We start from the raw sequence: 21,785 nt of genomic DNA, 5'->3' as shown, positions 1-21,785 counted from the left end.
CCTGGCGCGTGAAGGTCAGAGGTGGCTCACAACGTTGACCACGCGGCCGTTGGGGTCGCGGACGAAGAACCGCCGTACTCCTCATTCCTCGTCCCGCAGGGGGTGAACGATCTCCGCGCCGCTGTCACGCATGAGCCGCCTCCACGTCGTCGACTTCGATGCTCATATCGGGGGTGACTGGGGCGGTTTTGTCGACGGTCATAACGCTGACTTGCGCCGTCGGGCTGGACGGCGAGGCAAGCGTCATGATCCAGCCGAGATTCATGACTTCCTCGAAGCCCAGCAGGCCATAGAACTCCCGACTCTCCTGCGCAGCCTCTGACTGGATGATGGGCATGACACGACGAACGGCCATCGACGACTCCAGATGAGAACAGACACGGATCCAGCACGGTCCAGGGGTACTACGCCCCGTCCACCGCCGCACGCACTTTCGCAACACGCCCCGGTGTCACCCTCCGCTACCACCGAATGTGAGACGGGGTCGTTCGTTCGACAGACCCGCCGGAGGCGGCGCGAGCGGCGTACACCCGGCGCAGGTCGACCAGGTTGATCGGGTTGAGGTGGAGGAAGTCGCAGGTGATGATGTTCTCGGCTTGCGCGGGTGGGGACTCCCGCCATGTCGGGCCGGCGCGGCGCGGCGTGACGTGGGGCCGGTTCACTGCCGGCCGCTGTCTGGATCTCCCGGACCGTTCTCGCACCGGCCGAGTGGCCCGGGCGGGCAAGCTTTCCCTGGATCCGGCGGCGGCCTTGGCGCGGATTGTCTTTGGCCGGTCGCAGTACCAGCGTCTTCACCGCGCGCCGTGGGTGGCCTTCCGGGCTTGCTCGGGTGCGTGTGGTGGTCCCGTTTTTGGGTGATCGGCCTGGGGTGCCTCACAGGCAAGGTCTTGGGCGTCGCCGAAAACACCTGGGCCCGTCGGCGTCGGGGGATCAGCGGGGACGGCGCCGTGAGCCGCAGCCGGTCCGTGCACTGGTGTCGCACCGGGTTCGTGGGCTGCCTGTGCGGTACCGCGTTCTCATGTCGCGGCACCAGCGGTTCGGCGTCTTTGGCCGTGTCCCGGCGCAGCGGCACCGCCGGGACCGCGAGTACCTTCCGTGCCACTTGGTGCATCAGTGAGGCAACCGCCCGGACAGGGTTTCGGTAAGCCGTCGTGGCGTGCCGGCCCCACTTTGAGCAGCAGCGATGGGTTTCCGAACGGCACACGGCCTTCAGGATGATCCCGGCTCCCGTCACCCGCCCGTCCGGGCCGGTGCCGGCTCGGCGGAGAGACCGCCGTGGACCTCCCGGGGGACGTCCAGCGCCGCCGGTTCCGCCTGCTCCACCAAGGCCGGCGAGGCGGTGTCGGAGGCCTGCTTCGTCCCGAGCCCCCGCAGGTCCACCCACCGCAGGGTGATCAGGGTCAGCAGGACGGGCAGCGTGCCGCCGAGGACGAAGACCCAGACCATGAACTCCCGGCTGGAACCGACGCCCGCCAGAGCCGCGGACAGCGGGACCAGGGCCAGCGAGCCGAGCCAGTCGATGCTGATGACCCGGCCGCGGACCGCGTTGGGAACGGACGTCTGCACCAGCGTCGACCAGTAGACGTTGCCGGCCGTGGAGAAGAAGCCGTACACCGCGCCCAGCGGGAGCAGCAGCCACAGGGACGGTGAGAAGACCATCAGGGCGAGCGGGGCCGCGCCGATCGTCCAGGCGAGGAGCATGCGGCGGGCGTAGTCGGCGGGCGGCTTGCGGGCGGCCAGGACGAACGAACTCACCACGGCGGCCACACCGGTGACGGCGACGAGCAGTCCGTAGCCGCGGGCGTCGCCACCGAGGTCGTCGTGGATCAGGAACGGCAGCAGGACCTGCCGGGGGCCCGACTGGAGCAGCAGGACCACGCCGGACCACACGATGAGCACCCACAGCCAGCGTTCCCCGAAGAGGTACCGCAGGGCCTCCCGGTACCGGACCGGTTCCTTGGCGTTCTCCTGCTCGCTGTTCCCCGCGGTCTCCTCGCTGCCACCGGCCGAGCAGGCGGGGCGGAAGGAGATCGCGGCGACGCACAGGGCGGCGACGGCGAAGCTGAGCGCGTTGAGGGTGATGACGGCGAGCGAGCCGACCAGCGCGATGAGCAGGCCCCCGACACCCGGGCCGACCATCCGGACGGCGAGTGACCGCACGATCGACTCCAGCGCGTTCGCCGCGTGCAGGTCGTCCTCAGGGACCAGGTCCGGGGTGAAGGCGTCGGCCGCCGGCCCGCTGACGGCGGCGGCGGCACCCAGCACGAAGGCGCCCCCGACCAGGTGCCAGACCTCCAGATACCCGCTCAGGTGGACGACGGCGAGCGCCGCCAGCACCGCGAAGCCCACCGCGTGCGACCAGCCGATGACCTGCTTGCGGGGATAGCGGTCGGCCAGGGCTCCGCCGATCAGGACGCAACTGATCAGGCCCACCGACTCGGCACCGACCACCATGGCCAGCCCCGAGTTGTCGGCGCCCAGCTCGATGGCCACCCACGGCAGGGCGACCAGCCAGACGCCGTCGCCCACCATGCTGATGAGGTAGGAGACGAACAGCAGGCGGTAGTCACGGTGCCGCAGCGGCACCAAGGGTTTGGTCAGGGACTTCATCGGGATTCCCAACTCTGCGGGTTCTCGGGGGCGTGGGTACGGCGGACGCCGTGCGTGCGGCCACCGGGTCACGGTGGCCGCACGCACGGCCGGGGAAGCGGAAGGGCTGTGGCGGAGGGGCGGAGGCCCGGGAGCGTTGCCGCCTTCCGCAGGGTCAGGAGGCTGCCGGGACCTTCTTCCTGAGCGCGATCCGTATCTGCCGGCCGTTCTCGCCGGTGATCATCATCACGGAGGGGGCGGAGTGGGTGGGCGGCATCGCGCGGAGCTTCTTCTGGTCGGCGACCCGCTCCTCGTAGTACTCCCGGCTCGCGGGCACCGCGTTGGCCCGCAGGGAGGGCATCGGGCGCTGGTCGACGGGCCAGTCGATGACGTCGTTGCCCGGCAGGTACTCGCCGCCGTCCTCGGGGAGCAGTGTGCGGGGTCGGTTGATCGTGTAGACGTTCTCCAGGTGCTCGAAGGCGTGTCCCACACCGGGCGGGATGAGCAGGTATCGCTCCGGGTCCGGGAAGAGGGTGAACGAGACGTCGGCTCCGTAGGTGGGCGAGTCGACGCGGGTGTCGATCAGATGGAGGGTGACCTCCTGGTCACGGGGGCCGACGAAGGTCAGCCGGTCCTCCTGGCCGAGGTGGATGCCGTACGCGTCGTGCGTGTAGCGGTCCTCGCCGTGGTCGATGAAGTACAGCGGGTGGCGGTCGAGGAGGGCGGAGAAGCCGGACTCGGCACCGCTGCGGATCACCGGGTGCCGCACCCAGCCGACACCGAGCACGCCGTCGAAGGGCTCCCAGTTCTTCCTGCCGTCCTTCGGGAGGCGCCGACGCAGCTCGACCCGGCGGACGGTGCCGTCGGCGAGGCTGCGCAGCACGATGCCCTCCATGCCGGCGTGCCGGGTCTCCACGTCCATCACCAGCCCGAGGTCGAGGGCGCCCCGGCCGAGTGCCTGGACGGTCTCCTCGCCGGAACCCGGCCGCAGCACCACTTGCAGTCCCGGGTGGCGGTGATGGAAGAACTCCAGCATCGGCGGCATGTGGTAGGTCGCGATACTCTCCATGGTTCCGACGAGGACCCGGCCGGCCGGCTCACTGCCGCCCCTGGTCGCACTGCGGGCCTCATCGGCCAGGGAGAGCAACTGCTCGGCGTACGGCAGGAACCGTTCCCCGGCCCGGGTGAGCCGGACGCTGCGGCCCGAGAGCCGCTCGAACAACTCGACGCCGAGGGTGTTCTCCAGGCCCCTGATCTGGCCCGTGACGCTGGACTGGGCGTAGTTGAGTTCCGCTGCCGCCCGGCTGAAGCTGAGCAGGGTGGCAGCCTTCTGAAAGGTTGTGAGCTGGCGGATGTCCACGTGGTCCTCCGGGGTTGAAGTCGCGCCGCCTGCCGGTCAGTCGCCGTACGTGCTCCCGTTGCCGCCCTCGTCGGGGCCGGCCTCGGCCAGTTCCCGGGCGACGGCGGCGATGTCCGCCAGCAGTTCGTCGATCTCCGCCTCGGTCGTCGCCGGGTTGAGGAAGACGAGCTTGAGGTGGACCCGGGGCTCGCCGTCGGGGCCGGCCACCTTGGTGCGGGCCACGAGCGCGCGTCCCCGCGCCATGAGCGTGCGCCGGACCGCGGCGTTCCATGCGTTCTCGTCGGCCACGCCCCGCGCGGGCGGCCGACAGCGGAAGATCACCGTGCTGAGCAGCGGCTCGGCCAGCAGGTCCAGGTCCGTGCCGGCCGTGATGCGGGCCGCCGCGTACCGGGCCAGGCCGTGGCACCGGTCCACCCAGGCGCCCATGCCCTCCCGGCCCAGCGTCAGCAGGGACGCGGCCATCTTGAAGGCGTCCGAGCGACGTGTGGTCTGCATCGAGGTGCCCAGCAGCGCGGTGAAACCGGCCGCCTCGTCGTCCGCCGGGTTGAGGTACACGGCCTGCTGGTCCAGGCACCGCAGGTGCTGCTCGTCGCGGACCAGGAGCACGCTCGACGAGGCCGGTGTCCAGCCGAACTTGTGCAGGTCGAAGGCGACGGAGTCGGCGCGGTCCAGTCCGGTGAGGAGCGGGGCGAGCGAGGGGGAGAACAGCGCCCCGATGCCGTACGCCGCGTCGACGTGCAACCACACGTCCCGCTCGGCGGCCAGGTCGGGCAACGGGTCGAAGGAACCGCGGTCCGTCGTGCCCGCCGTCGCGACCAGGGCCAGCGGGAGCTCGTCAAGGCCGAACCGGTCGAGGACGCGGCGCGCTTCGGCCACCCGCATCCGGCCGAGGTCGTCCACCGGCACGGGCACCACGGCGTCCCGGCCGAGCCCGAGGAAGCCGGCCGCGCGGGCCACGGAGAAGTGGGCGGCCGCCGAGCACAGGATCCTCGGCCCGACCCGCAGACCCGTCAGGCCCGAGCGGGACACCTCGCCGCTCTCCCGCAGCGCGTGCTCCCTGGCGACCAGCAGGCCCATCAGGTTGGAGATGCTGCCGCCCGGTGTGAGGGTGCCCGACGCCCCGGCGCCGAAGCCGGCCCACGACGCCATCTCCGCGATCAGCCGCCGCTCCAGATGCAGGGCGAAGGGACCGCTCTCCCAGGAGTGCAGGGACTGGTTGAGGGCGGCGGCGAGCAGCTCGGCGGCTACGGAGGCGGCCGTGGGCGCGCACTGCATGCGGGACACGGCCGCCGGGTGCGCGAGGTCGGTCGCCCCGGCGGCGTACGCCTCGAACAGCTCGGTCACTCGCCGGGGGCTCGGGCTCTCGGCGAGGAACGCTCCTCCGTCGAGGAAGCGGCCCATCGCGGCGGCCGCCGCCCCGGGGCCGCCGGCCACGACCGGCCCGCCCCGCTTCAGAGAGGCGTCGTGGAGCGCGCCGAGCGCAAAGTCCACCAGCGTCCTCAGCTGTTCGAGGCCTTCCGGCCGGCCGGCCAGCGCCGCGTTCCTGCCCGTGTCGATCATCGGCGGAGTCCTTGCTCTCGTGAGTCCGGTATGTCTCGTGAAGTGGCGTCCCGCTCGACGGGGGCGCCGCGCGTGCCGCGGATGACGCCGATCGACGCGACGACGACGGCCGCGAGGCCCAGCGTCTGCAGCGGCGAGATGGTCTCGTGCAGGACGAGCAGGGCGACCAGGGCGCCGATCGCCGGTTCCAGGCTGAGCAGCACCCCGAAGATGAGCGCGGAAACCCGGCGCAGCGTCTCCATCTCGCAGGTGTACGGCACCAGGGACGACAGCATCGCGACGCCGAAGCCGAAGGCGAGCACCGCCGGGTCGGCCAGCGCGGAGCCGCCCTCGGACAGCCCGGCCGGCAGCGCGCACAGCGTGCCGAAGGCCATCGCGAGCGCGAGTCCGCCCCCGCCGGGCAGCAGCGCGCCGACCCGGGTCGACAGCGGCACGTACGCGCCCCAGAACACCGCGCAGGCCAGGGCGATGAGCAGCCCGGTGATCCCGGCGGCGCCGCCCTGCCAGCCGAGCAGAGCGATGCCGCACCCGGCGAGCACCGCCCACAGCCGGTCGCGGGCCCGACGTGAGGACAGGGCCGCGACGGTGAGTGGCCCCGCCATCCCGACGGTCAGCGCGACCCCGACGGGCATCCGGGCCATGGCCAGGTAGAAGCACAGATTCATGCCGGCGATGGCGATGCCGAGGACGGCGACCGCACCCGCCGTGCGCCGGTCCAGGCGCGGCGACGGCCGCCAGAACAGCAGCAGCACCACCGCGGCGAAGCCGAGCCGCAGCACGGTCATCGCGGCGGGTCCCACGGTGCCGAACAGCTGCTTGGCGAAGGCGGCCCCGAGCTGGGTGCTCACCATCCCGACCAGCATCAGCACCGGAGCCGGGACCGCCCCGATGCCCCGGCGGGCGGTGCCGCCGAACGGGGCATCGGTCACCTCGGCGCCTACATCGACGCTCATGACGTCGTCCTTCCTCCGCTTCGGGAGCGGCTGTGGGTACGGCTCGGGGTACGGCTGGTGGCGGGGTCCGGTCGGTGCGTCACGGCGTGAGGAGGACCTTGCCGGTGGTGGCCCGGCCCTCCAGCAGGGTGTGTGCCCGCGCCGCCTCGGCCAGCGGCAGCCGTTCGCCGACGCCGGGACGGACCACGCCGCTGACGACGTGCGCGAAGAGCTCGGCGGCCGCCGCCCTGAGGGAGGCCGCGTCCGGGACGTGGTCGGCGAGAGTGGGCCGGGTCAGGTACAGGGAGCCCGCCGTGCGCAGCAGTTCGACGTCGACCGGCGGGACCGGGCCGCTGGACAGCCCGCACACGGCGAGGGTGCCCCGGCGGCGCAGTGCCCTGACGCTCTCCTCGAACGTGGCCGCGCCCACCGAGTCGTAGACCGCGTGCGCGCCCTCGCCGTCGGTGAGTTCGCGCACCCCGGCCGAGAAGTCCCCGTAGGGCAGGGCGTGGTGGGCGCCCGCGGCCAGGGCGGCCTCTCGCTTCTCCTTGGTGGAGGCGACGGCGACGACCCGCGCGCCGCGCTGTGCGGCCAGCCGCACCAGGAGCTGCCCCAGCCCCCCGGCGGCGGCCAGTACCACCACGGTCTCGCCGGCCGCCACGGGGTGAGTGGTACCGCTGAGGTACAGCGCGGCGAGTCCCTGGAGCAGGACCGCTGCCGCGTCGCGCAGCGTAACGCCGTCGGGAACGGGCACCAGCTTGGCCTCCGGAACGGCGGTGTACTCGGCGTAGGCGCCGAGCTGGGTGGCGTACGCGACCCGGTCGCCCGGGGTGAAGTCCGTGACGCCGTCGCCCACGGCGGTGACCACTCCGGCGGCCTCCTGCCCGGGGACGAACGGGTAGGCCGTCGGGTAGGTGCCGTCGCGGAAGTAGACGTCGATGAAGTTGAGGCCGACGGCCTCGTTGCGGACCACGACCTGGCCGGGCGTGGCCTGGGGACGGGGCAGGTCGGTGACAACGAGGGCGTCGGGTCCGCCGGGGCGGCTCACCTGCAGGGCACGCATCAGTTCCTCGATTCGCCGGGTGCGGTGGGGGTGGCGGCCGTCGCGTTCCGGGACCGCTCGGGCCCGTGGGCGCCGGTGTGCGGCTCGGACTCGCGGAAGAGCCCGCGGAAGTAGTTGATGTCGCCGGTGAGGCCCGCCATCAGGGTGTCGATGCCCGGTTCGCCGGGGCCGTCCACGGCGCGCAGCAGCTCCTCGTTGCGGCGCAGCCGGGCCGGGGCGAACGGCAGGGCGCCGACGGTCCGGTAGCGGATGGCGCCGGTGGCGTCGCGCCGCGGGATGACGTCGGAGCGGGCGGAACGGCTGGCGCTGAACGGTATGTCCAGCCGCCCCTCGGCGAACGCCTCGACGACCGCCTCGATCAGGTCGGGGCGCTGCAGCAGCGGCTCGACGAGATCGGCGACCTCATCGAGGATCCACCCCTGCTCCTCGGTGACCTGGCCGTCGTCGACGGCGACGAATTCCAGCAGCGGCGAGTTGGCCCGGTCGGCCAGCCGCAGACCGGCCACGTTGGCCGCGGTGTCAGGGATGCCGTACGCCTCCTGGTACGTCTTGGTGATCAGCTTGGAGGCCCCGCCGAGCCGGGCCGCCAGCGCCCCGTAGAGGATGAGGTCCTCGGCGTTGTCGCGCTTGCGGGGGAAGACGCCCATGAACTCGTGCAGCACCGCGTGGACCTGGACGCCGGCCGGGAGGTAGCGCTCGGCGAGGACCGGGATGCTGCGCAGGGCCGCGACGTCCTGGACGAGGTGTCCGCCCTGCGGGTAGGCCACGGACACACAGCGGACACCGGCCCGGGTGGCGAGCACCGCCTCCAGCACGCTGACGGCGAGGCTGATCGACGGCGGCACGAGCACCGCGGTCAGGGTGCCGAACAGCTCCCGGTCGACGATCACCCCGTGCTCGGCGAGTTCGCCGCAGGCGCGGTCCACGTCCTGCCAGGCCGTCAGGGACTCGGCGAGCGGCACGGCCTTGGAGTAGGGCAGGTTGTACGAGATGCCGCCGCCCTCGAACGAGGTGATGCCGGAGGCGACGGAGACGTCGAAGAGGAGGCGGGCGTCGGGGGATCCGTGCCGGATCTCCAGCGGCGCGTCGACCAGTTCGTTCAGTTCACGGCCGCGCTGCCAGCCGTGGGCGACCAGCGGGTAGCCGTTGAGGTCGGCCGGCCGCAGGTGCAGGGTGCGGCGGGCCTCGCCGAACCGCTTGAGACGGGTGTGGGAGTCGATGGTCAGCGTCAGGATGTCGGGGCGGGCTTCCTCCTCCAAGGTCGCCAGAAGCCGCTTCATCTCCTCGTGGCCGCCGACGCCGCAGCGCGGCTGCAGGGCCACCCGGCCCCGGTCCTTGCAGTCCTGGAGGATCTCGGCGGCGGTGGGCTTGCCGAGCGAGGTGATGTACGCGGCGGACTGGGACGGCGTGGGCAGCGAGGTCGCGCAGGCCAGTGGGACGGTGACGGAGCGGGCGCCGGCGGACGGGACGGACGTGACGCTCATGACGCCGCCAGGTCGGTGAGCCGGGCACCGCGGCCGTCGAGCCGTAACCGGTCGAGCAGGCAGGGCAGTTCGGCGGCGTCGGACAGGATGTGGTCCACCCCGGCGGCGTACAGGCGGTCGTGGGCCGAGGCGTCCTTGTGGCTGCCCACGGAAAGGTTGCCGCCGACGACGACCGGGCAGGTGATCCGGCCCGACCGCTTGGCCTGGTCGAGACTGCGCAGGTCCTCGTGGACATGGCTGTTGAGGCTGCCGATGACGACGGCCTCGGCGTGCGGGTACCGCTCACAGGCTTCGGCGAACTCCTCGACGGCCGTGCAGGTGCCGAGGTTGACGACGTGGTAGCCGAGGCCGCGCAGGGAGTGGGCGATGAGGTGGTTGGCGACCGGGTGGCTGTCGCTGGCCGCCACGCCGAGGACGACCGTACGGGGTGCGCAGTGCTGGTTCGACGGAGTACGCATCGAGCTTCCTGGTTCGGGGTCGTTGGTGGGGTGCGGGTGGCTGGGCGGTCAGTCGTCGAAGGCGGCGAAGAGCTCCCGCTTGCTCACGGACCTCAGCCGGTCGACGTCGAACTCCTCGGGGTCGGCGGCGGCCAGCGAGTCGAAGACGTGGCTGATCGCGGGCACCAGACCCCAGACCTCGTGGTACGGCGGCTGCTCCGGCGCGAGGCGTTCGGCGTCCTCCTGGCGGGCGAAGACGTAGTTCGGCCAGTCCGCGGCGCGCGGGTGACGGTGGTGGAAGTCGTGGACCACGGTGTCGCCGGTCAGCACGAGGTAGCGGGACGGGGCGTGCACGAACAGCAGCCGCAGGATCCAGCGCATCCATGCCAGGGCGCGGCGCCCGGCGGGCATCTGCGGCGCGGGGGCCGGGTCGCCGAGGAAGATGGCGTTGGTCAGCGAGGCGAAGTACGCCCGGCTGCGCCGGTCCTCGAGGCCGGGCTCGGGGAAGGTGTGCTTGACGCACAGCCGCAGGGTGTTGCTGACCTGGAACAGCGGGACGAGCGGCACGAACCAGACGACGAGCAGGGCCGGCCAGGTTCCGGTCGCCGCCGTGACCAGGGCGAGCGTGCCGTAGAGGGTGACGGCCGCCACCTTCTCGGTGCGCGCCGACTCGCTCCAGAAGGAGCGCACACGGGAGACGGCGAAGGCGAAGTGGAAGCGCGGGAAGACCAGCTTGGCGAGGAGCCGGCGCCACATCCGGCGGCGGGTCATGCCCGGGTGCAGGCCCAGGCTGACCAGGAAGGCCTGGACCGTGGGGTCCTTCAGCGTCATGTGGTCGAGCGCGTGGTGGTCGCTGACGTGTTCGCGGCTGTAGCGCTGGAAGTTCTGGATGATCAGGAGGCTGGACACGGCGTGGCCTATGGCCCGGTCCGGCTCGCGGCGGCGGTACATGTTCCGGTGCGAGCACTGGTGGTAGATCATCATCCGCAGGTTGCGCATCCCGTGCAGCGTCACCGCCCAGCCGGCCGCGAGCAGCAGCAGGAACGGCCCGCCGAGGACGTAGGCCAGCGTGCTGACGAGGACACCGGCGGCCATCGACACCGTGGCCGTCACCAGGTGGAAGGTGGGCGTCCAGCCCGGGGACCGCTGGCCGGGCAGCGCCTTGCCCGTGAGGATCGTCAGCGGGAACTGGAGGAATCCCGGGAGCACGGTCATGGACTCGCGCGGATCACGGGCCGCGGCGGCGGGCGGGATGCCGGTGGCCGGAGCGGAGGTGCCTTGCTGGTCGAGCAGTGCCATCGGTGCTCCTAGAGGGAGGAGAGAGCGGGGGAGGGCGCGCTGTTCAGCCGGACGCCGACGGAGCAGGCGACGGGCGCGGACCGGTCGGGGGCCGACATGAGGGCACGGGCGTCCTGCCGGGTGAGGACGACCTCGATGTGGTCGGCCTTCTCGGGCCGGAGGCCGGTCTCGCGGATCGCGATCCGGAACGAGACGTTGCCCTCGGCGTCCACACAGGACGTGACCGTGCCGTCCACGACGCCGGGGATCATGGTGTGCTGGTGCATGGCATTCCTCCACGGAGGTGGCGAGACGAGGCGGTGTCGTACCGGCCCGCGCTCACTGCTGCGCGACGCGGACGGTCGCGGCGCCCAGGAGGCGGCACTGGCAGGCGAGCCGGTGGTTCCCGTCGGCCCGGCCGAGGTCCTCGAGGAAGTCCGTCTCGTCGGGATCGGCCTCCCCGAGCGACGCGGAGCCGTCGAGGACTTCGATGACGCAGGCGCCGCAGGCCCCTGAGCGGCAGCCGAACGGGATCAGCTGTTCCGGCCTCTCGTACTCGATGTCCGTGAGGCAGGAGCCCTCGGGCAGCAGGATCTCCACCCTGTCGGGCATGAGGGTGAGCTTGTTGAGCGGCATTGCTGTGCGGCCCCCTTGAGGCGGGTCGGGCATCCCGGCGCGCGGGATGCGATGCGGTGACCGAGGCGCCGGTGCTACGCGGCCGACGAGGACGGGACGGCTGCGCGGTCGCGTGCACCGGGGAACGCGTCGGAGGAGTGCTCGGGCGCGAGCCGTACGCCGGGGCGCAGGGGCACGGCCGTGTGGTTCACGGCGGTGCCGGCCTCGCCGAAGCCGACGGTGATCAGCGGGACGCGGCCCGGGTAGGCGCACACGTCGCCGACCGCGTGGACGCCGGGCAGGTTGGTGCTCATGGACCGGTCGACCCGGATCCTGCGGTGCTCCAGGTCGATTCCCCACTCGGCGACGGGACCGAGGCCGGAGGTGAAGCCGAGAGCGGCGACCAGCGCCTGCGCCGGCAGGGCGAACACCTCGTCGCCTCGCCGGATCTCGACCCGTTCGAGCCGCTGGGTACCGTGGCAGGCGACCACCTCGGCGTCGGTGACGACCCGGACGGCGGAGGCGTACAGCTGCCGCACGCTGTACTCGTGGGCGCGGAAGGCGCCCCGCCGGTGGACGAGGGTCGTGCTGCGGGCCAGCGGGGCCAGGGCCAGTGCCCAGTCCACGGCACTGTCGCCGCCGCCGACCACGACCACGTCCCGTTCTGCGTGCGCCTCCGGGCGCGGGACGTGGTAGGCGACGCCCCTGCCCTCGTACGGCACAGAGCAGGGCAGCCTGCGGGGCACGAACCTGCCGAGCCCGGCGGCGATCACCACGGCTCCGGCGTCCACTCTGCCGCCGTCGTCGGTGCTCAGGGTCCAGCCTCCGGTTCGGCGGGCGAGGCCGACCACCGTCCGGCCGAGCAGGTACCGCGTACCGAACGGGGCAGCCTGCTCCAGCAAATTGTCGATCAACTGCCGTCCCTTGAGGGCGGGGTGGCCGGCCACGTCGTACAGCAGCTTCTCCGGATAGAGAGCGGCCACTTGGCCGCCGGGCTCGTCGAGCGCGTCGACGACCACCGCCGACAGGCCGCGGAACCCGGCGTAGTACGCGGAGTACAGCCCGGCGGGCCCCGCGCCCACGACTGCGATGTCCACCGCCGCCTCGGCGGGCCGGCCGACGGCGCTCACGACTGCTGGCATCTCACGCTCCCCCTGCATCGATTGACGCGTACCTGTCTATGCGTGGCGTGAGGGCGGCGCTTGCCCCCACGCCAGAAAATCGTACAGAACGATCGCTATGTTTTTCTATGTTGCGTCGTTCCTTGCCGAAACAGAACGATCGGGAGCCGAGTCAGTCGCCCTGGGCCGCCGTGCCGTCGAGGACCAGCCGCCAGATCCCCTCCACCTGGTCGGCCACCCTCCCGGCACCCGCGCCGACCGCCGGCGCTCCGGCGCCGCGTATCTGCGCCTCGGCGCCCGTCAGCAGGTACCTGACGAGGGAGGTCACCGCCTCGGAGTGGACCGTGAGCCGTGGCCGACCGTCCTCGCGGGCGCGTTCCAGCAGGTCCTGTACGGCCGGCAGTCAGACCTGCGTCCACCGGTCCGGCTCCTCCGGCCGCTCCCTGGCGAGCCGCGCGGCCGAGCGCGCGACGACGCTCTCCTCCAGCAGCCCGACGAGCCCGACAGTGAGTTCGGCCACCGCGCGCAGCGTGGGCTCGCGTGACTCCAGGACCCGGCCCACGAGCGTCCGGGCGATCGCCCGGCCCTCCTCCTGGATCGCGTCGGCCAGAGCGGCCTTGGAAGGAAAGTGAAAGGTCAGCGCCCCCATCGAGACGGATGCCGACGCGCAGATCCGGGACAGCCGGGCTCCTTCGTAGCCGACCCGGTCGATCTCCAGGGCGGCGGCCTGGACGAGCCCCCTGCGTGTGCGCACCGCCCTCTTCTGAACAACCATCTCCTCGTTCCTCCCTCGGGGTCGAGCCCCGGCCGGACCGTGTGGGCCCGCCGGAGTCGTCCCCGCTTTTCCGATGAAAAAAAGCGATCGTTCGCTATTCTTTCATGGGAAGGAGACGCGGCCGTCCCGAGACAGGGGCTCTTCGGGATCCGAGGGCGCCGGTGCGCCGCCGTGCGCCTGCGGCCGGGCTCCCGCACGGCGGCGCACGGCTACACCGCGGTCGAACCGCCGTCGACGGCCATCGCCGTGCCGGTGACGAACGAGGAACGGTCACTGCACAGCCAGGCCGCGGCCTGCGCCACCTCGGCCGGCGCGGAGATCCGCCGCTGTACCGAGTCGGCCCTGAAGACCTCCTCGAGCTCCGGGCACGTCTGCAGCACGTCCTCCATCATCTCGGTGCGGGTGCTGCCCACGACCAGCGCGTTGCAGCGGATGCCCCGCTGCCCGTAGTCCAGCGCGGCCGCCCTGGTCAGTCCGATCACCGCGTGCTTGGCGGCGACATAGGCGGCCGAGGCGCCGGTGGCCTTCGTCCCGGCCACGCTGGACGTGTTCACCACGGAGCCCCCCGAACCCGCGAGCATCGCCGGTATCTGGTGCCGCAGACAGTTCCACACACCGCGCAGATTGACGTCGACGGTGCGCTCGTACGTCGCGTCGTCGATCTCGTGCAGCGGCGTCCCCGCGGTGGCTTAACCGGCGTTGTTGAACGCCGCGTTCAGGGTGCCGAAAGCGTCGACGGCGACCGCCACCGCCCGTTCGGCGTCGTCCGGGTTTGTCACGTCACCGGCCGCCGCGACGGCCCGCCCCCCGCCTGCGCGGATTTCCGCGACGAGGTCCTCCAGCTTGTCCTTGCGCCGGGCCACGACCACCACCGCGGCCCCCTCCTCGGCGAACAGCCGGGCGGCCGCCGCCCCGATGCCGCTGGACGCCCCGGTGATCATGGCCACCTTGCCGTCCAGCAGTCGCCCTGCACCACTCATGCCCACTGTGCCCCCTTGCCGTCGTGAAGTCGGTTGCGTGCGCGTGAGGTCCGCGCCCGCGCGGGACGCGGACCTCGCCGTGTGCCTCGTGGAACGCGGTGACGGCCGTCAGACGGCCCAAGCCGTGCCGGCCGCCGCCTCGCTGTCGAGCGTCCGTAGCAGGTCCTCGTCGATCGCGTGCAGCGAGTCCACCAGGTGACGTACCCCGGCCTCGCGCATCAACTGCCGCTGGAAGCTGTGCTCGAAGCGGCTCGGGTGGCCGATGAACGGCATGCCGAGCAGCCGCGCCTCCTCGGCGACCCGGGCGACGTCGTCGACGATCAGAACCTCGTCGTGCTCGACACCGAAGTACTCGGTGGCGATCTCGTGCAGGCCCGGCCGGAAGGAGTCGGTGCAGATGTAGCCGGGCGCGTCGAACAGTGCCGCGTGCTCGCCGAGGAAGGCGTCGAAGTGGTCCTTGCCCAGACCGCCGTAACAGACGGTGCGCAACCCCAGGCCGCGCAGCAGCTCCACGAGGGCGACGGCGCCCTCGTTCACCCGCACCGGACAGGTCCTCAGATACCGCGCCCGTTCCTCGAAGTACGCCTCCAGCGCTTCCTCGCCGCTCATCGAGTTCCCCCCGGCCTCGGCGAGCAGCCGCCCCGCGACCGCGCGGGGCTGGGAGAAGATCGTGCGCTCCAGTTCGGCGGTGTACACGCAGCCGCGGCTCACCAGGAAGTGGTGGATGACCGGACTGAAGGTGTCGTTCAGCATGACGCCGTCGATGTTCACCGCGCCCAGGCGCAGATGCGCCAGCCCCTGACTCATGTGATCCCCCTCGGTGAGACCGCGGGCTCGGCCGCGGTGCCGGAAGCGCGGCCTCAGCCGGCCGCGCCGGTTCTCTCCCCGTCCACGGATTCCTCGACGCCCTCCCGGGCCTGCCCGTTCGCGGCGGTGCTCGCGGTGCTCGCCGCCCGGAGCAGGGCCCGGATCCGGTCCGGGTTCACCTCGGTGCGGGCGACGACGGCCGGGACGGCGACCCCGGGCAGCAGCAACCGCCACATCCGTACCGCGCGGTCGGAGAGGTCCGCCCGCGCCTCGCTGGCGACGGCCGAGTATGTCTGCATGCCGGTGCACGCCTCGACCACGAACTCGGCCAGCTCGGCGGGCTCGACGCCGGCCTGCAACTCGCCCCTCTCGCGGGCCGATTCGAGGCACTCGGTCATGATCTGGCTCCACTCCTGGTACGGAGCGGCGTCCTTCACGCCGAACGAGCCCTGCTCGCTGGTGAGGCGCACGCCCGCCCGCAGCAGCGGGTCCACCCGGAGCTGGTACGCCCAGACCATGGTGATGTCGACGAGCCGCTGCAGTCCCTCGGACTCCAGCCACGGGACGATCGACCGGGGCTGCGCGTTCATGACCGCGCGCGCCAGGTCCTCCTTCGAGTCGAAGTGGAAGTAGAGGGCCCCGGCGGTCAGTCCGGCCCTCTTGAGGATGCGGCTGATGCTGGCGCCGGCGAAACCCACCTCGTCGAAGACGTCCGCAGCCGCGCGGAGCAGCGACTCACGGGTCTGGACAGCACGCTCTTGCTTCGGCTGCTGAGCCATCGGAACCCCCAAAGAAACAGAACGTTCCCTATGTTACCTGCCTGATCGCCACTAGGCCAGCCGCATCGGAACGTCGGCTCCCGCTTGCCCGTGATGAACGGACACTTCGCACTCCCTCCTCGCCTTTTTACTCATCGCTGACCGTTCCTTTGCTGCGGGAAAACCTAAAACAAAACGAGCACTCTTTATTTTCTTCCTAGGGACGAACGCCTGTATGCACGCCACAACGGTGCACAGCACACACTTCCTTGGGGGATTCCACATGTCGATCACCGCCTCGAACCCGGCGACACATATCTCGTCCGCCATCGCGGTTCCTCGCGAGTACGTGCACAAGTCGGCGCAGTCCGAGGTCCTGCCGACCGGCTGGAGCCCCGCCGGACCGGACTGCCACCGCGTCACCGCCCGGTGGCCGCTCACCCACCCCTTCTACGGGCCGGTGGGAGGCTTCCACGCCCCGATGCTCGTGGCGGAGTCGGTCCGCCAGTGCGTGCCGCTGCTGAGCCACGTCGCCTACGACGTCCCCTTCGGCCACCGGCAGGTGTGGAGCCGCTTCCGGTACGAGATCGACCCGGCCGCGCTGGCGGTGTCGGACGCCCCGGCCGAGGTGGAAATGCGGGTCACCTGCCCGGAGGTGGTCCGTCGCGCCGGCCGGCTGGTCTCCGTCGACATGCGGGTCCACCTGTCCGTCGACGGCCGCCCGCTGGGCACCGCGTTCACCCGCTTCGCCGACCTGTCGCCGGCCGTCTACCCACGGCTGCGCGGCCTCTACGCCGACATCGACGAGGCCTACCGGCGCGCCATCCCTCTTGCTCCGCCGACCGCGCCGGCCTCGGTCGCCCGGACCGGGTTCGCAGACGTCGTGCTGTCCCCGACCACCTGCCCCGCGCTCCATCAGCTGCGCGTCGACCTCACTCACCCGGCGCTCTTCGACCACCCGGTCGACCACGCCCCGGGCATGCTCCTGCTCGAAGCGGCCCGACAGGCCACCCACGCCCAGGCCCACCCGTGGCCGGTGATCGCCACGGCCATGGAGGCGGAGTTCGCCCAGTACGTGGAACTCGACGCGCCCTGCTGGATCCACACCGGGCCGTCCGGCAAGGACTCCGGCCGCGGTGACGGCGGCCTGCCCGGCGACGGCCGTGAACCCGTGGACGACGGCCCTGGTGCGGCACCGGTGTGCGTCACGGCGGTGCAGAACGAGGCTTGCGCGTTCACGGCGACCGTGACGCCGACGGCGACTCCCGGGGCCTGACCCCGGGCCGGGGTCACGGCGGCAGGGGTGACGACGACGGCGCGGGCGTCAGGGAGCGGCGGGCAGCCGTACGGCCACCATGGCCACGTCGTCGTCACCGTCGACGGTCAGCAGTTCGGCGAGCAACTCGTCGCAGAAAGCCTCCAGCGGGGTCAGGCGGTGCTGCGTCGGTCCGAGCATCCTGTCGGTGGGGACCTTCAGGCGGTCTCGCCCATATTGAAGCGCAGCAACCGAAGGTGGACCCCAAAAGGTATATCCGCAGTCTGGGCGGTGCGTGACTTGCGGAAGTTGCGACAGCAGCCAGCCCAGTGGACTCGTGATCACGCCTCGGTCGTGGAGGGCTTCGCCCCGCGCTTCTACGGTCATTGGGGCAAGTCGAACCTGCAGCAATGCCCGGGATCCGACCGGGGGCCAGGCCTTGGCGGGTCACTTGCTGCGGCTGGCGCAGAACGGTCACTGACCGCGCTGCGAGCAGTTCGTACAGCCGGGGAAACCGGTGCAGAATGGGAATGTGATCTTCCGCAGCGGCCGGGCAATCCCTTGGTGGGGACGGACCGTATATATAAGTGTGCCGAGCTTCCGGTTCCCGTTAGCCGTCTCCCGGACGAGGCTCTGCTGTCCGGGCTGGCCGCCGGTGATCCGGAACTCGCGGTCACCTTCGTACGGAGGTTCCAGCGCGCGGTCTTCGGTGTCGCCATCGCCGTCACCGGAGATCGGCAACTTGCCGAGGACATCGCCCAGCAGACGTTCGAGCGTGCGTGGCGTCATGCGCAGATCTACGACTCGCGCCGCGGGTCGGTGACGACCTGGCTGACGACCATCGCGCACAATCTCGCCATCGACGCCGTCCGTGCGCGGCGGACGGAGCCGGTGGCACCCGAGGACCTCGACGCGCTCCTCGATGTCGTGACCGAGACCCCCGAGCAGTGGGCTCTGGCCGACGAGGCCTCGTCCCAGCTGCGGGCCGCCGTGGCGCAGCTGCCGCGGGACCAGGGTCGTGCCCTGGTGATGGCGGGCATCTACGGAATGACGGCCCAGCAGATCGCCGACTGGGAGAAGATCCCGCTGGGCACCGCAAAGACGCGTATCAGGACAGCGATGGGCAAGCTGCGGAACACACTCGCCTCTCCGGATCGAGGGGACCATGGTCAGTGACGTGACCTGCGAGAAGTTGCGGGAGATCGGCGCCGAGATGGCACTGGGCGTGCTGCCCGGCCGTGAGCGGGCGGTGGCGGCCGCGCATCTGGACCGGTGCGCGGCCTGTCGGGAGTACATCGAGCACATGACCCTGGTGGGAGACGGACTGATCGGGCTGGTGCCGGGCAGCGAGCCGCCGCTCGGGTTCGAGACCCGGGTGGCGCGCGGACTGCCCCAGGAGGTGACGACGCACGAGGGGGACCCCCACACGCGGGCGCCCGACCTCGCGCACAAGGCGGTCCGCAGTCGCGCACGCCGCGTCCGGCTGCGGGTCGCATCCGCCGCGGCCGCGTTCGCACTCGCATGTGGGTTCACCGGCTGGGCGGTCGGCACCGCCATCGAGAGTGTCACGGCCTCGAGCTCTCCTGCCGTGGAGATCCAGACACCTTTGATGGAGGGAGAGCTGACCTCGGCCTCGGGCCTCGGGTCGTCGGTCGGCGACGTCTACGCCCACCCCGGAGACCCGGGGAAACCCGGTTGGATCTACATGACCGTCGACCTTGCCGCCGTCGGCACTCCGTACAGCGGCAAGGTCGTCTGCCTCCTGGAGCGCACGGACGGCACCACGATCCGCGTGGGCACCTTCACCCTGAGCAACGGACGTGGTGACTGGGGCGCGGCGGCCCCGGTCGACCCCGCGGCGCTCTCCGGCGCCCGCCTGACCGCCTCCGACGGCACCGTCCTCGCCACCGGCGACTTCGAGACCGGTTGAAGCGCGTGAAATCGGCGCCCCGCCATGGCCTCAAGGGCGGGCGGTGCGGCGTCCCGGGCCAGGCAGCGTCGCGTCGAGTGCGGTGGCCAGTTCGGCAACCGAGGGCCGGGACGACGGATCGGTCCGAAGGCAGCCGTCGATGACCGCCGCGAGCCCCCCGGGCAGACGCCGCCGCGAGCCGATCGGCGGGGCGGTGCCTTCCAGCTGCGGATACCAGTCGTCCCGGCCGCCCGTGACGCTGCCGTCGTAGGGCTCGTCCCCTTTCTCCCCACGGGGAGGAACCTCGTGGGAATCCTCGCGGCCGAACGGCACGTCCCCGGAGGCGACCTCGTACAACGTGATGCCGATGCCCCACACGTCCGCGGCTGCCGACAGCGGCCCGCCGCGGGCCTGCTCGGGAGCGAGGTAGCAGAACGTGCCCACCCCCGCGGGCGCGGGCCCGGGCGGCCGCGCGATGCTCAGGTCCAGCACCTTCGCGTGACCGCAGTCCACCACCACGTTCGACGGCTTGAGGTCCAGGTGCAGCAGACCCTGACCGTGGAGGTAGTGGATCGCGGAACACAGCTGCACCCCGAGAAGCGCCACGTCGGCGGCGGACGGACGGCGCCGCAACCGGTGGACGAGGTGGGACAGCGTTTCGCCGGTCAGCGTCTCCAGCACGACGAGCGGCACCGGCGACTCGAACGTCTCGTACGCGCGGACCAGGTGCGGATGGGTGAAGGCCCCCAGCCACCGCCCCTCACGCAGCAGTTGGTCGCGCAGCTGCTCCTGGTCCCGGCGGTCGGGGCGCACGGCCTTGATCACACAGCGGCAGTCCCGTTCCTCGCTCCAGACGTCGTAGACGTCGAGCCAGCCGGTGCGCGCCAGATGCGCCAGGACCTCGTAGCCCGGGACCGGTCTCGTGCCGGGTGCCAGGGGCGGGGCGGCCCGCACCGCCGGGACACTCACGGCAGCACCGTCCCGGGGGCCGAGGACCCGGCTGGTGCGGCACCGACCGGGGCGTTCAGCCGGTGCAGTCGGGCGTACGTCCCGCCGCGCTCGAGCAGGTCGTCGTGGGTGCCGCACTCGGCAATCCTGCCCTGGTCGAGAACCACGATGCGCGTGGCGTCTCGGACGGTCAGCAGGTTGTGGGAGATGACGACGGTCGTCCGCCCGGCCATGAGCCGGCGCAGCGGGTCCATGATCCGACGGCCGGACCGCACATCGAGGCCGGTGGTCGGTTCGTCGAGGAGGAGCACGGGCGCGTCCCTGATCATCGCGCGGGCGATCGCCAGGCGCTGGCGCTGCCCGCCGGAGAGCGTCCGGCCGCGCTGGCCGACCATCGTGTCGTAGCCCTCCGGGAGCAGTTCGATGAACTCGTGCGCGTCCGCGGCGCGTGCCGCCGCGACGATGTCCGCCTGCGTCGCCTCCGGCCGGCCGTAGGCGATGTTGTCCCGCACGGTGCCGTGGAAGACGAGCGTCTCCTGCAGGACCACCGCGACGCTCTCCCGCAGGTCGGACAGGCGCAGGTCCCGCAGATCCGTCCCGTCGAGGCGGACCGCGCCCCGGTCGGGGTCGTAGAAGCGCAGCTGCAGCTTCGCGACCGTCGACTTGCCGGCCCCGCTGGCCCCGACCAGCGCCAACGTCTCTCCGGCCGCCACGTGGAACGACACGTCCGACAGTGCCCAGGACGGCGTACCGGGATAGCGGAAGGAGACGCCGTCGAACTCCACGTCACCCCGCGCACGGCCGATCCGGCGGGCGCCGGCGGCCTCGACGACCTGCGGCCGCTGGTCCAGCAACTCGATGATCCGTTCGGCCGAGGCGGACGCCGCGTAGAAGGTGGTGCCGAGGTGGGACAGACCGCGGACCGGGCTGTAGAGGCTGCCGATCAGCGTCAGGAAGACCAGCAGTCCGCCCAGCGTGAGCTGTTCCTGGGCCAGCTTCCAAGTGCCCAGGCTCATGACCGCGAGGACGCCGGACACTTCGATGACCTCGACGACGGATCCGTAGACGGCGCGGATCCGCGTCGAGGCCATCGTGGCCCGGAACCTGCCGACGTTCTCACGCTCGAACCGGCGCTCTTCCCACCTCTGCCGGTTGTACGCCTGCACCAGGGCGACGTTGCCCAGCGACTCCTCGGCGATCGCGCTGATCGAACCGCTGCGGCGCCTGCGCTCCCGGGACGCCTCCTTGATCAGCCGCGAGAAGCGCCGGGCGACGCCCCAGAACAGCGGCACGATGACGAGGGCGAGGAGGGTCAGATCCCACTGCAGATAGAACAGCAGACCGAGGAAGACACCCAGGCGGATCACATAGTAGAGGGCGTCTGCCACTCCCGAGAGCAGGAATGTCTCGACCGCGTCGACATCGCCCGTCACACGCGACAACACGTCCCCGAGCCGTCGGCGTTCGAAGAATCCGAGCGACAGGCTCTGGACGTGCCGGAACACATCGGAGCGAAGCGTCAGCAGGAAGCGTTCGCTGACCCACGTGGACGTCACGTCGTCGGCGAACCCCAGAATGCCGGAGCCGATGATGAGCCCCAGATAGGTCGGTGCGATCCACAGGAGCGGTCCGACGTCGCGGGGAACGAGCACATCGTCCACCACGATCTTGAAGAGCCAGATCTCCGTGGCATCGAGGGCGGGGCCGATCAGGCTGAAGAGGACGACGGGAGCGAACCAGCGCCGACCGCCGCGGGTATAGGGCCAGAACCGCCGGAACACCTCGCGCGGAGACACCGGGGGCGCGGCCGCCACCACACCGGAAGCCTCACCCGCCGACAGCAGACGCCGCAGGACATGCACCATGGCATGCGTTCCTCGTGGAGGGACGGACGGACGGAGCGGACCAGGACCT

21 protein-coding genes and 2 pseudogenes are annotated in these 21,785 nt (G+C 71.6%); 3 read left to right on the top strand and 20 right to left on the bottom strand.

Features of this window, described 5'->3' with window-relative positions; all coding sequences use genetic code 11:
- Positions 1 to 15: 15 nt before the first annotated feature.
- The 17 genes and pseudogenes from OHB56_RS01075 to OHB56_RS00995 form a co-directional block, all read right to left on the bottom strand.
- Positions 16 to 355 (bottom strand): annotated as a pseudogene (locus OHB56_RS01075) (glyoxalase).
- 875 nt (positions 356 to 1,230) lie between these two features.
- Complete coding sequence (locus OHB56_RS01070) at positions 1,231 to 2,610, bottom strand: MFS transporter (RefSeq protein ID WP_326750737.1); 1,380 nt, start codon at positions 2,608 to 2,610, stop codon at positions 1,231 to 1,233.
- A gap of 154 nt (positions 2,611 to 2,764) precedes the next feature.
- A complete protein-coding gene (locus OHB56_RS01065; RefSeq protein WP_406351094.1) occupies positions 2,765 to 3,949 on the bottom strand; it encodes a LysR family transcriptional regulator in 1,185 nt (394 codons plus the stop codon).
- Positions 3,950 to 3,985: 36 nt separating this feature from the next.
- A complete protein-coding gene (locus OHB56_RS01060; RefSeq protein ID WP_406351093.1) occupies positions 3,986 to 5,509 on the bottom strand; it encodes a pyridoxal phosphate-dependent decarboxylase family protein in 1,524 nt (507 codons plus the stop codon).
- Positions 5,506 to 6,462, bottom strand: coding sequence for an EamA family transporter (locus OHB56_RS01055; protein WP_326750734.1), 957 nt, complete (start codon positions 6,460 to 6,462; stop codon positions 5,506 to 5,508). The genes OHB56_RS01060 and OHB56_RS01055 overlap by 4 nt, the downstream gene beginning before the upstream one ends.
- Positions 6,463 to 6,541: 79 nt before the next feature.
- The gene (locus OHB56_RS01050) at positions 6,542 to 7,504 is read right to left on the bottom strand and encodes a quinone oxidoreductase (protein ID WP_326750733.1); all 963 of its coding nucleotides are present in this window, start codon (positions 7,502 to 7,504) and stop codon (positions 6,542 to 6,544) included.
- Positions 7,504 to 8,988, bottom strand: a complete 1,485-nt coding sequence (locus tag OHB56_RS01045) for a methylaspartate mutase (protein WP_326750732.1) — start codon at positions 8,986 to 8,988, stop codon at positions 7,504 to 7,506. The genes OHB56_RS01050 and OHB56_RS01045 overlap by 1 nt, the downstream gene beginning before the upstream one ends.
- Positions 8,985 to 9,446: a cobalamin-dependent protein gene (locus OHB56_RS01040; protein WP_406351090.1), complete on the bottom strand. Its 462-nt coding sequence runs from the start codon at positions 9,444 to 9,446 to the stop codon at positions 8,985 to 8,987. The genes OHB56_RS01045 and OHB56_RS01040 overlap by 4 nt, the downstream gene beginning before the upstream one ends.
- Before the next feature lie 48 nt (positions 9,447 to 9,494).
- Positions 9,495 to 10,724 carry a fatty acid desaturase gene (locus tag OHB56_RS01035; protein WP_406351088.1) on the bottom strand — a complete coding sequence of 410 codons (1,230 nt, stop codon included), beginning with the start codon at positions 10,722 to 10,724 and terminating at the stop codon, positions 9,495 to 9,497.
- A gap of 8 nt (positions 10,725 to 10,732) precedes the next feature.
- Positions 10,733 to 10,990, bottom strand: coding sequence for a hypothetical protein (locus OHB56_RS01030; RefSeq protein ID WP_326750728.1), 258 nt, complete (start codon positions 10,988 to 10,990; stop codon positions 10,733 to 10,735).
- A 52-nt stretch (positions 10,991 to 11,042) separates the two neighbouring features.
- On the bottom strand, positions 11,043 to 11,339 hold the full coding sequence (locus OHB56_RS01025) for a 2Fe-2S iron-sulfur cluster-binding protein (protein ID WP_326750727.1): 297 nt from the start codon (positions 11,337 to 11,339) through the stop codon (positions 11,043 to 11,045).
- 74 nt (positions 11,340 to 11,413) lie between these two features.
- Entirely contained in the window at positions 11,414 to 12,460 is a 1,047-nt protein-coding gene (locus OHB56_RS01020; protein ID WP_406351086.1) for an NAD(P)/FAD-dependent oxidoreductase, read from the bottom strand.
- A 151-nt stretch (positions 12,461 to 12,611) separates the two neighbouring features.
- Positions 12,612 to 12,767: a hypothetical protein gene (locus OHB56_RS01015; protein ID WP_406351084.1), complete on the bottom strand. Its 156-nt coding sequence runs from the start codon at positions 12,765 to 12,767 to the stop codon at positions 12,612 to 12,614.
- A 75-nt stretch (positions 12,768 to 12,842) separates the two neighbouring features.
- The gene (locus tag OHB56_RS01010; RefSeq protein ID WP_406351082.1) at positions 12,843 to 13,214 is read right to left on the bottom strand and encodes a TetR family transcriptional regulator; all 372 of its coding nucleotides are present in this window, start codon (positions 13,212 to 13,214) and stop codon (positions 12,843 to 12,845) included.
- Positions 13,215 to 13,423: 209 nt separating this feature from the next.
- Positions 13,424 to 14,155, bottom strand: a pseudogene (locus OHB56_RS01005) (SDR family NAD(P)-dependent oxidoreductase).
- 147 nt (positions 14,156 to 14,302) lie between these two features.
- The gene (locus OHB56_RS01000) at positions 14,303 to 15,001 is read right to left on the bottom strand and encodes an HAD family phosphatase (RefSeq protein WP_406351080.1); all 699 of its coding nucleotides are present in this window, start codon (positions 14,999 to 15,001) and stop codon (positions 14,303 to 14,305) included.
- A gap of 53 nt (positions 15,002 to 15,054) precedes the next feature.
- On the bottom strand, positions 15,055 to 15,780 hold the full coding sequence (locus OHB56_RS00995; protein WP_326750723.1) for a ScbR family autoregulator-binding transcription factor: 726 nt from the start codon (positions 15,778 to 15,780) through the stop codon (positions 15,055 to 15,057).
- Between the two features lie 262 nt (positions 15,781 to 16,042).
- Here OHB56_RS00995 and OHB56_RS00990 point away from each other — a divergent pair, with 262 nt between their 5' ends.
- Entirely contained in the window at positions 16,043 to 17,035 is a 993-nt protein-coding gene (locus OHB56_RS00990) for a ScbA/BarX family gamma-butyrolactone biosynthesis protein (protein WP_406351078.1), read from the top strand.
- A gap of 48 nt (positions 17,036 to 17,083) precedes the next feature.
- On the opposite strand, the gene OHB56_RS00985 is transcribed toward OHB56_RS00990, so the two are convergent.
- Positions 17,084 to 17,215, bottom strand: coding sequence for a hypothetical protein (locus OHB56_RS00985; protein WP_326750721.1), 132 nt, complete (start codon positions 17,213 to 17,215; stop codon positions 17,084 to 17,086).
- 363 nt (positions 17,216 to 17,578) lie between these two features.
- Here OHB56_RS00985 and OHB56_RS00980 point away from each other — a divergent pair, with 363 nt between their 5' ends.
- The gene (locus OHB56_RS00980; protein WP_326750720.1) at positions 17,579 to 18,190 is read left to right on the top strand and encodes an RNA polymerase sigma factor; all 612 of its coding nucleotides are present in this window, start codon (positions 17,579 to 17,581) and stop codon (positions 18,188 to 18,190) included.
- Positions 18,180 to 18,944 carry a hypothetical protein gene (locus tag OHB56_RS00975; protein ID WP_406351076.1) on the top strand — a complete coding sequence of 255 codons (765 nt, stop codon included), beginning with the start codon at positions 18,180 to 18,182 and terminating at the stop codon, positions 18,942 to 18,944. The genes OHB56_RS00980 and OHB56_RS00975 overlap by 11 nt, the downstream gene beginning before the upstream one ends.
- 30 nt (positions 18,945 to 18,974) lie before the next feature.
- Here the strand turns inward: OHB56_RS00975 and OHB56_RS00970 are convergent, their stop codons facing one another.
- Both OHB56_RS00970 and OHB56_RS00965 read right to left on the bottom strand, forming a co-directional pair.
- Positions 18,975 to 19,892 (bottom strand): serine/threonine-protein kinase, encoded by a 918-nt coding sequence (locus OHB56_RS00970; protein WP_406351074.1) that lies wholly within the window; start codon positions 19,890 to 19,892, stop codon positions 18,975 to 18,977.
- Entirely contained in the window at positions 19,889 to 21,736 is a 1,848-nt protein-coding gene (locus OHB56_RS00965; RefSeq protein ID WP_326750717.1) for an ABC transporter ATP-binding protein, read from the bottom strand. The genes OHB56_RS00970 and OHB56_RS00965 overlap by 4 nt, the downstream gene beginning before the upstream one ends.
- Positions 21,737 to 21,785 lie beyond the last annotated feature (49 nt).

Origin of the sequence: Streptomyces sp. NBC_01635 (assembly GCF_045209715.1) — a bacterium.
Lineage (GTDB): Bacteria > Actinomycetota > Actinomycetes > Streptomycetales > Streptomycetaceae > Streptomyces > Streptomyces hirsutus.
The sequence above is the reverse complement of the archived record's forward strand: the minus strand, read 5'-3'. Positions and strand labels throughout refer to the sequence as shown.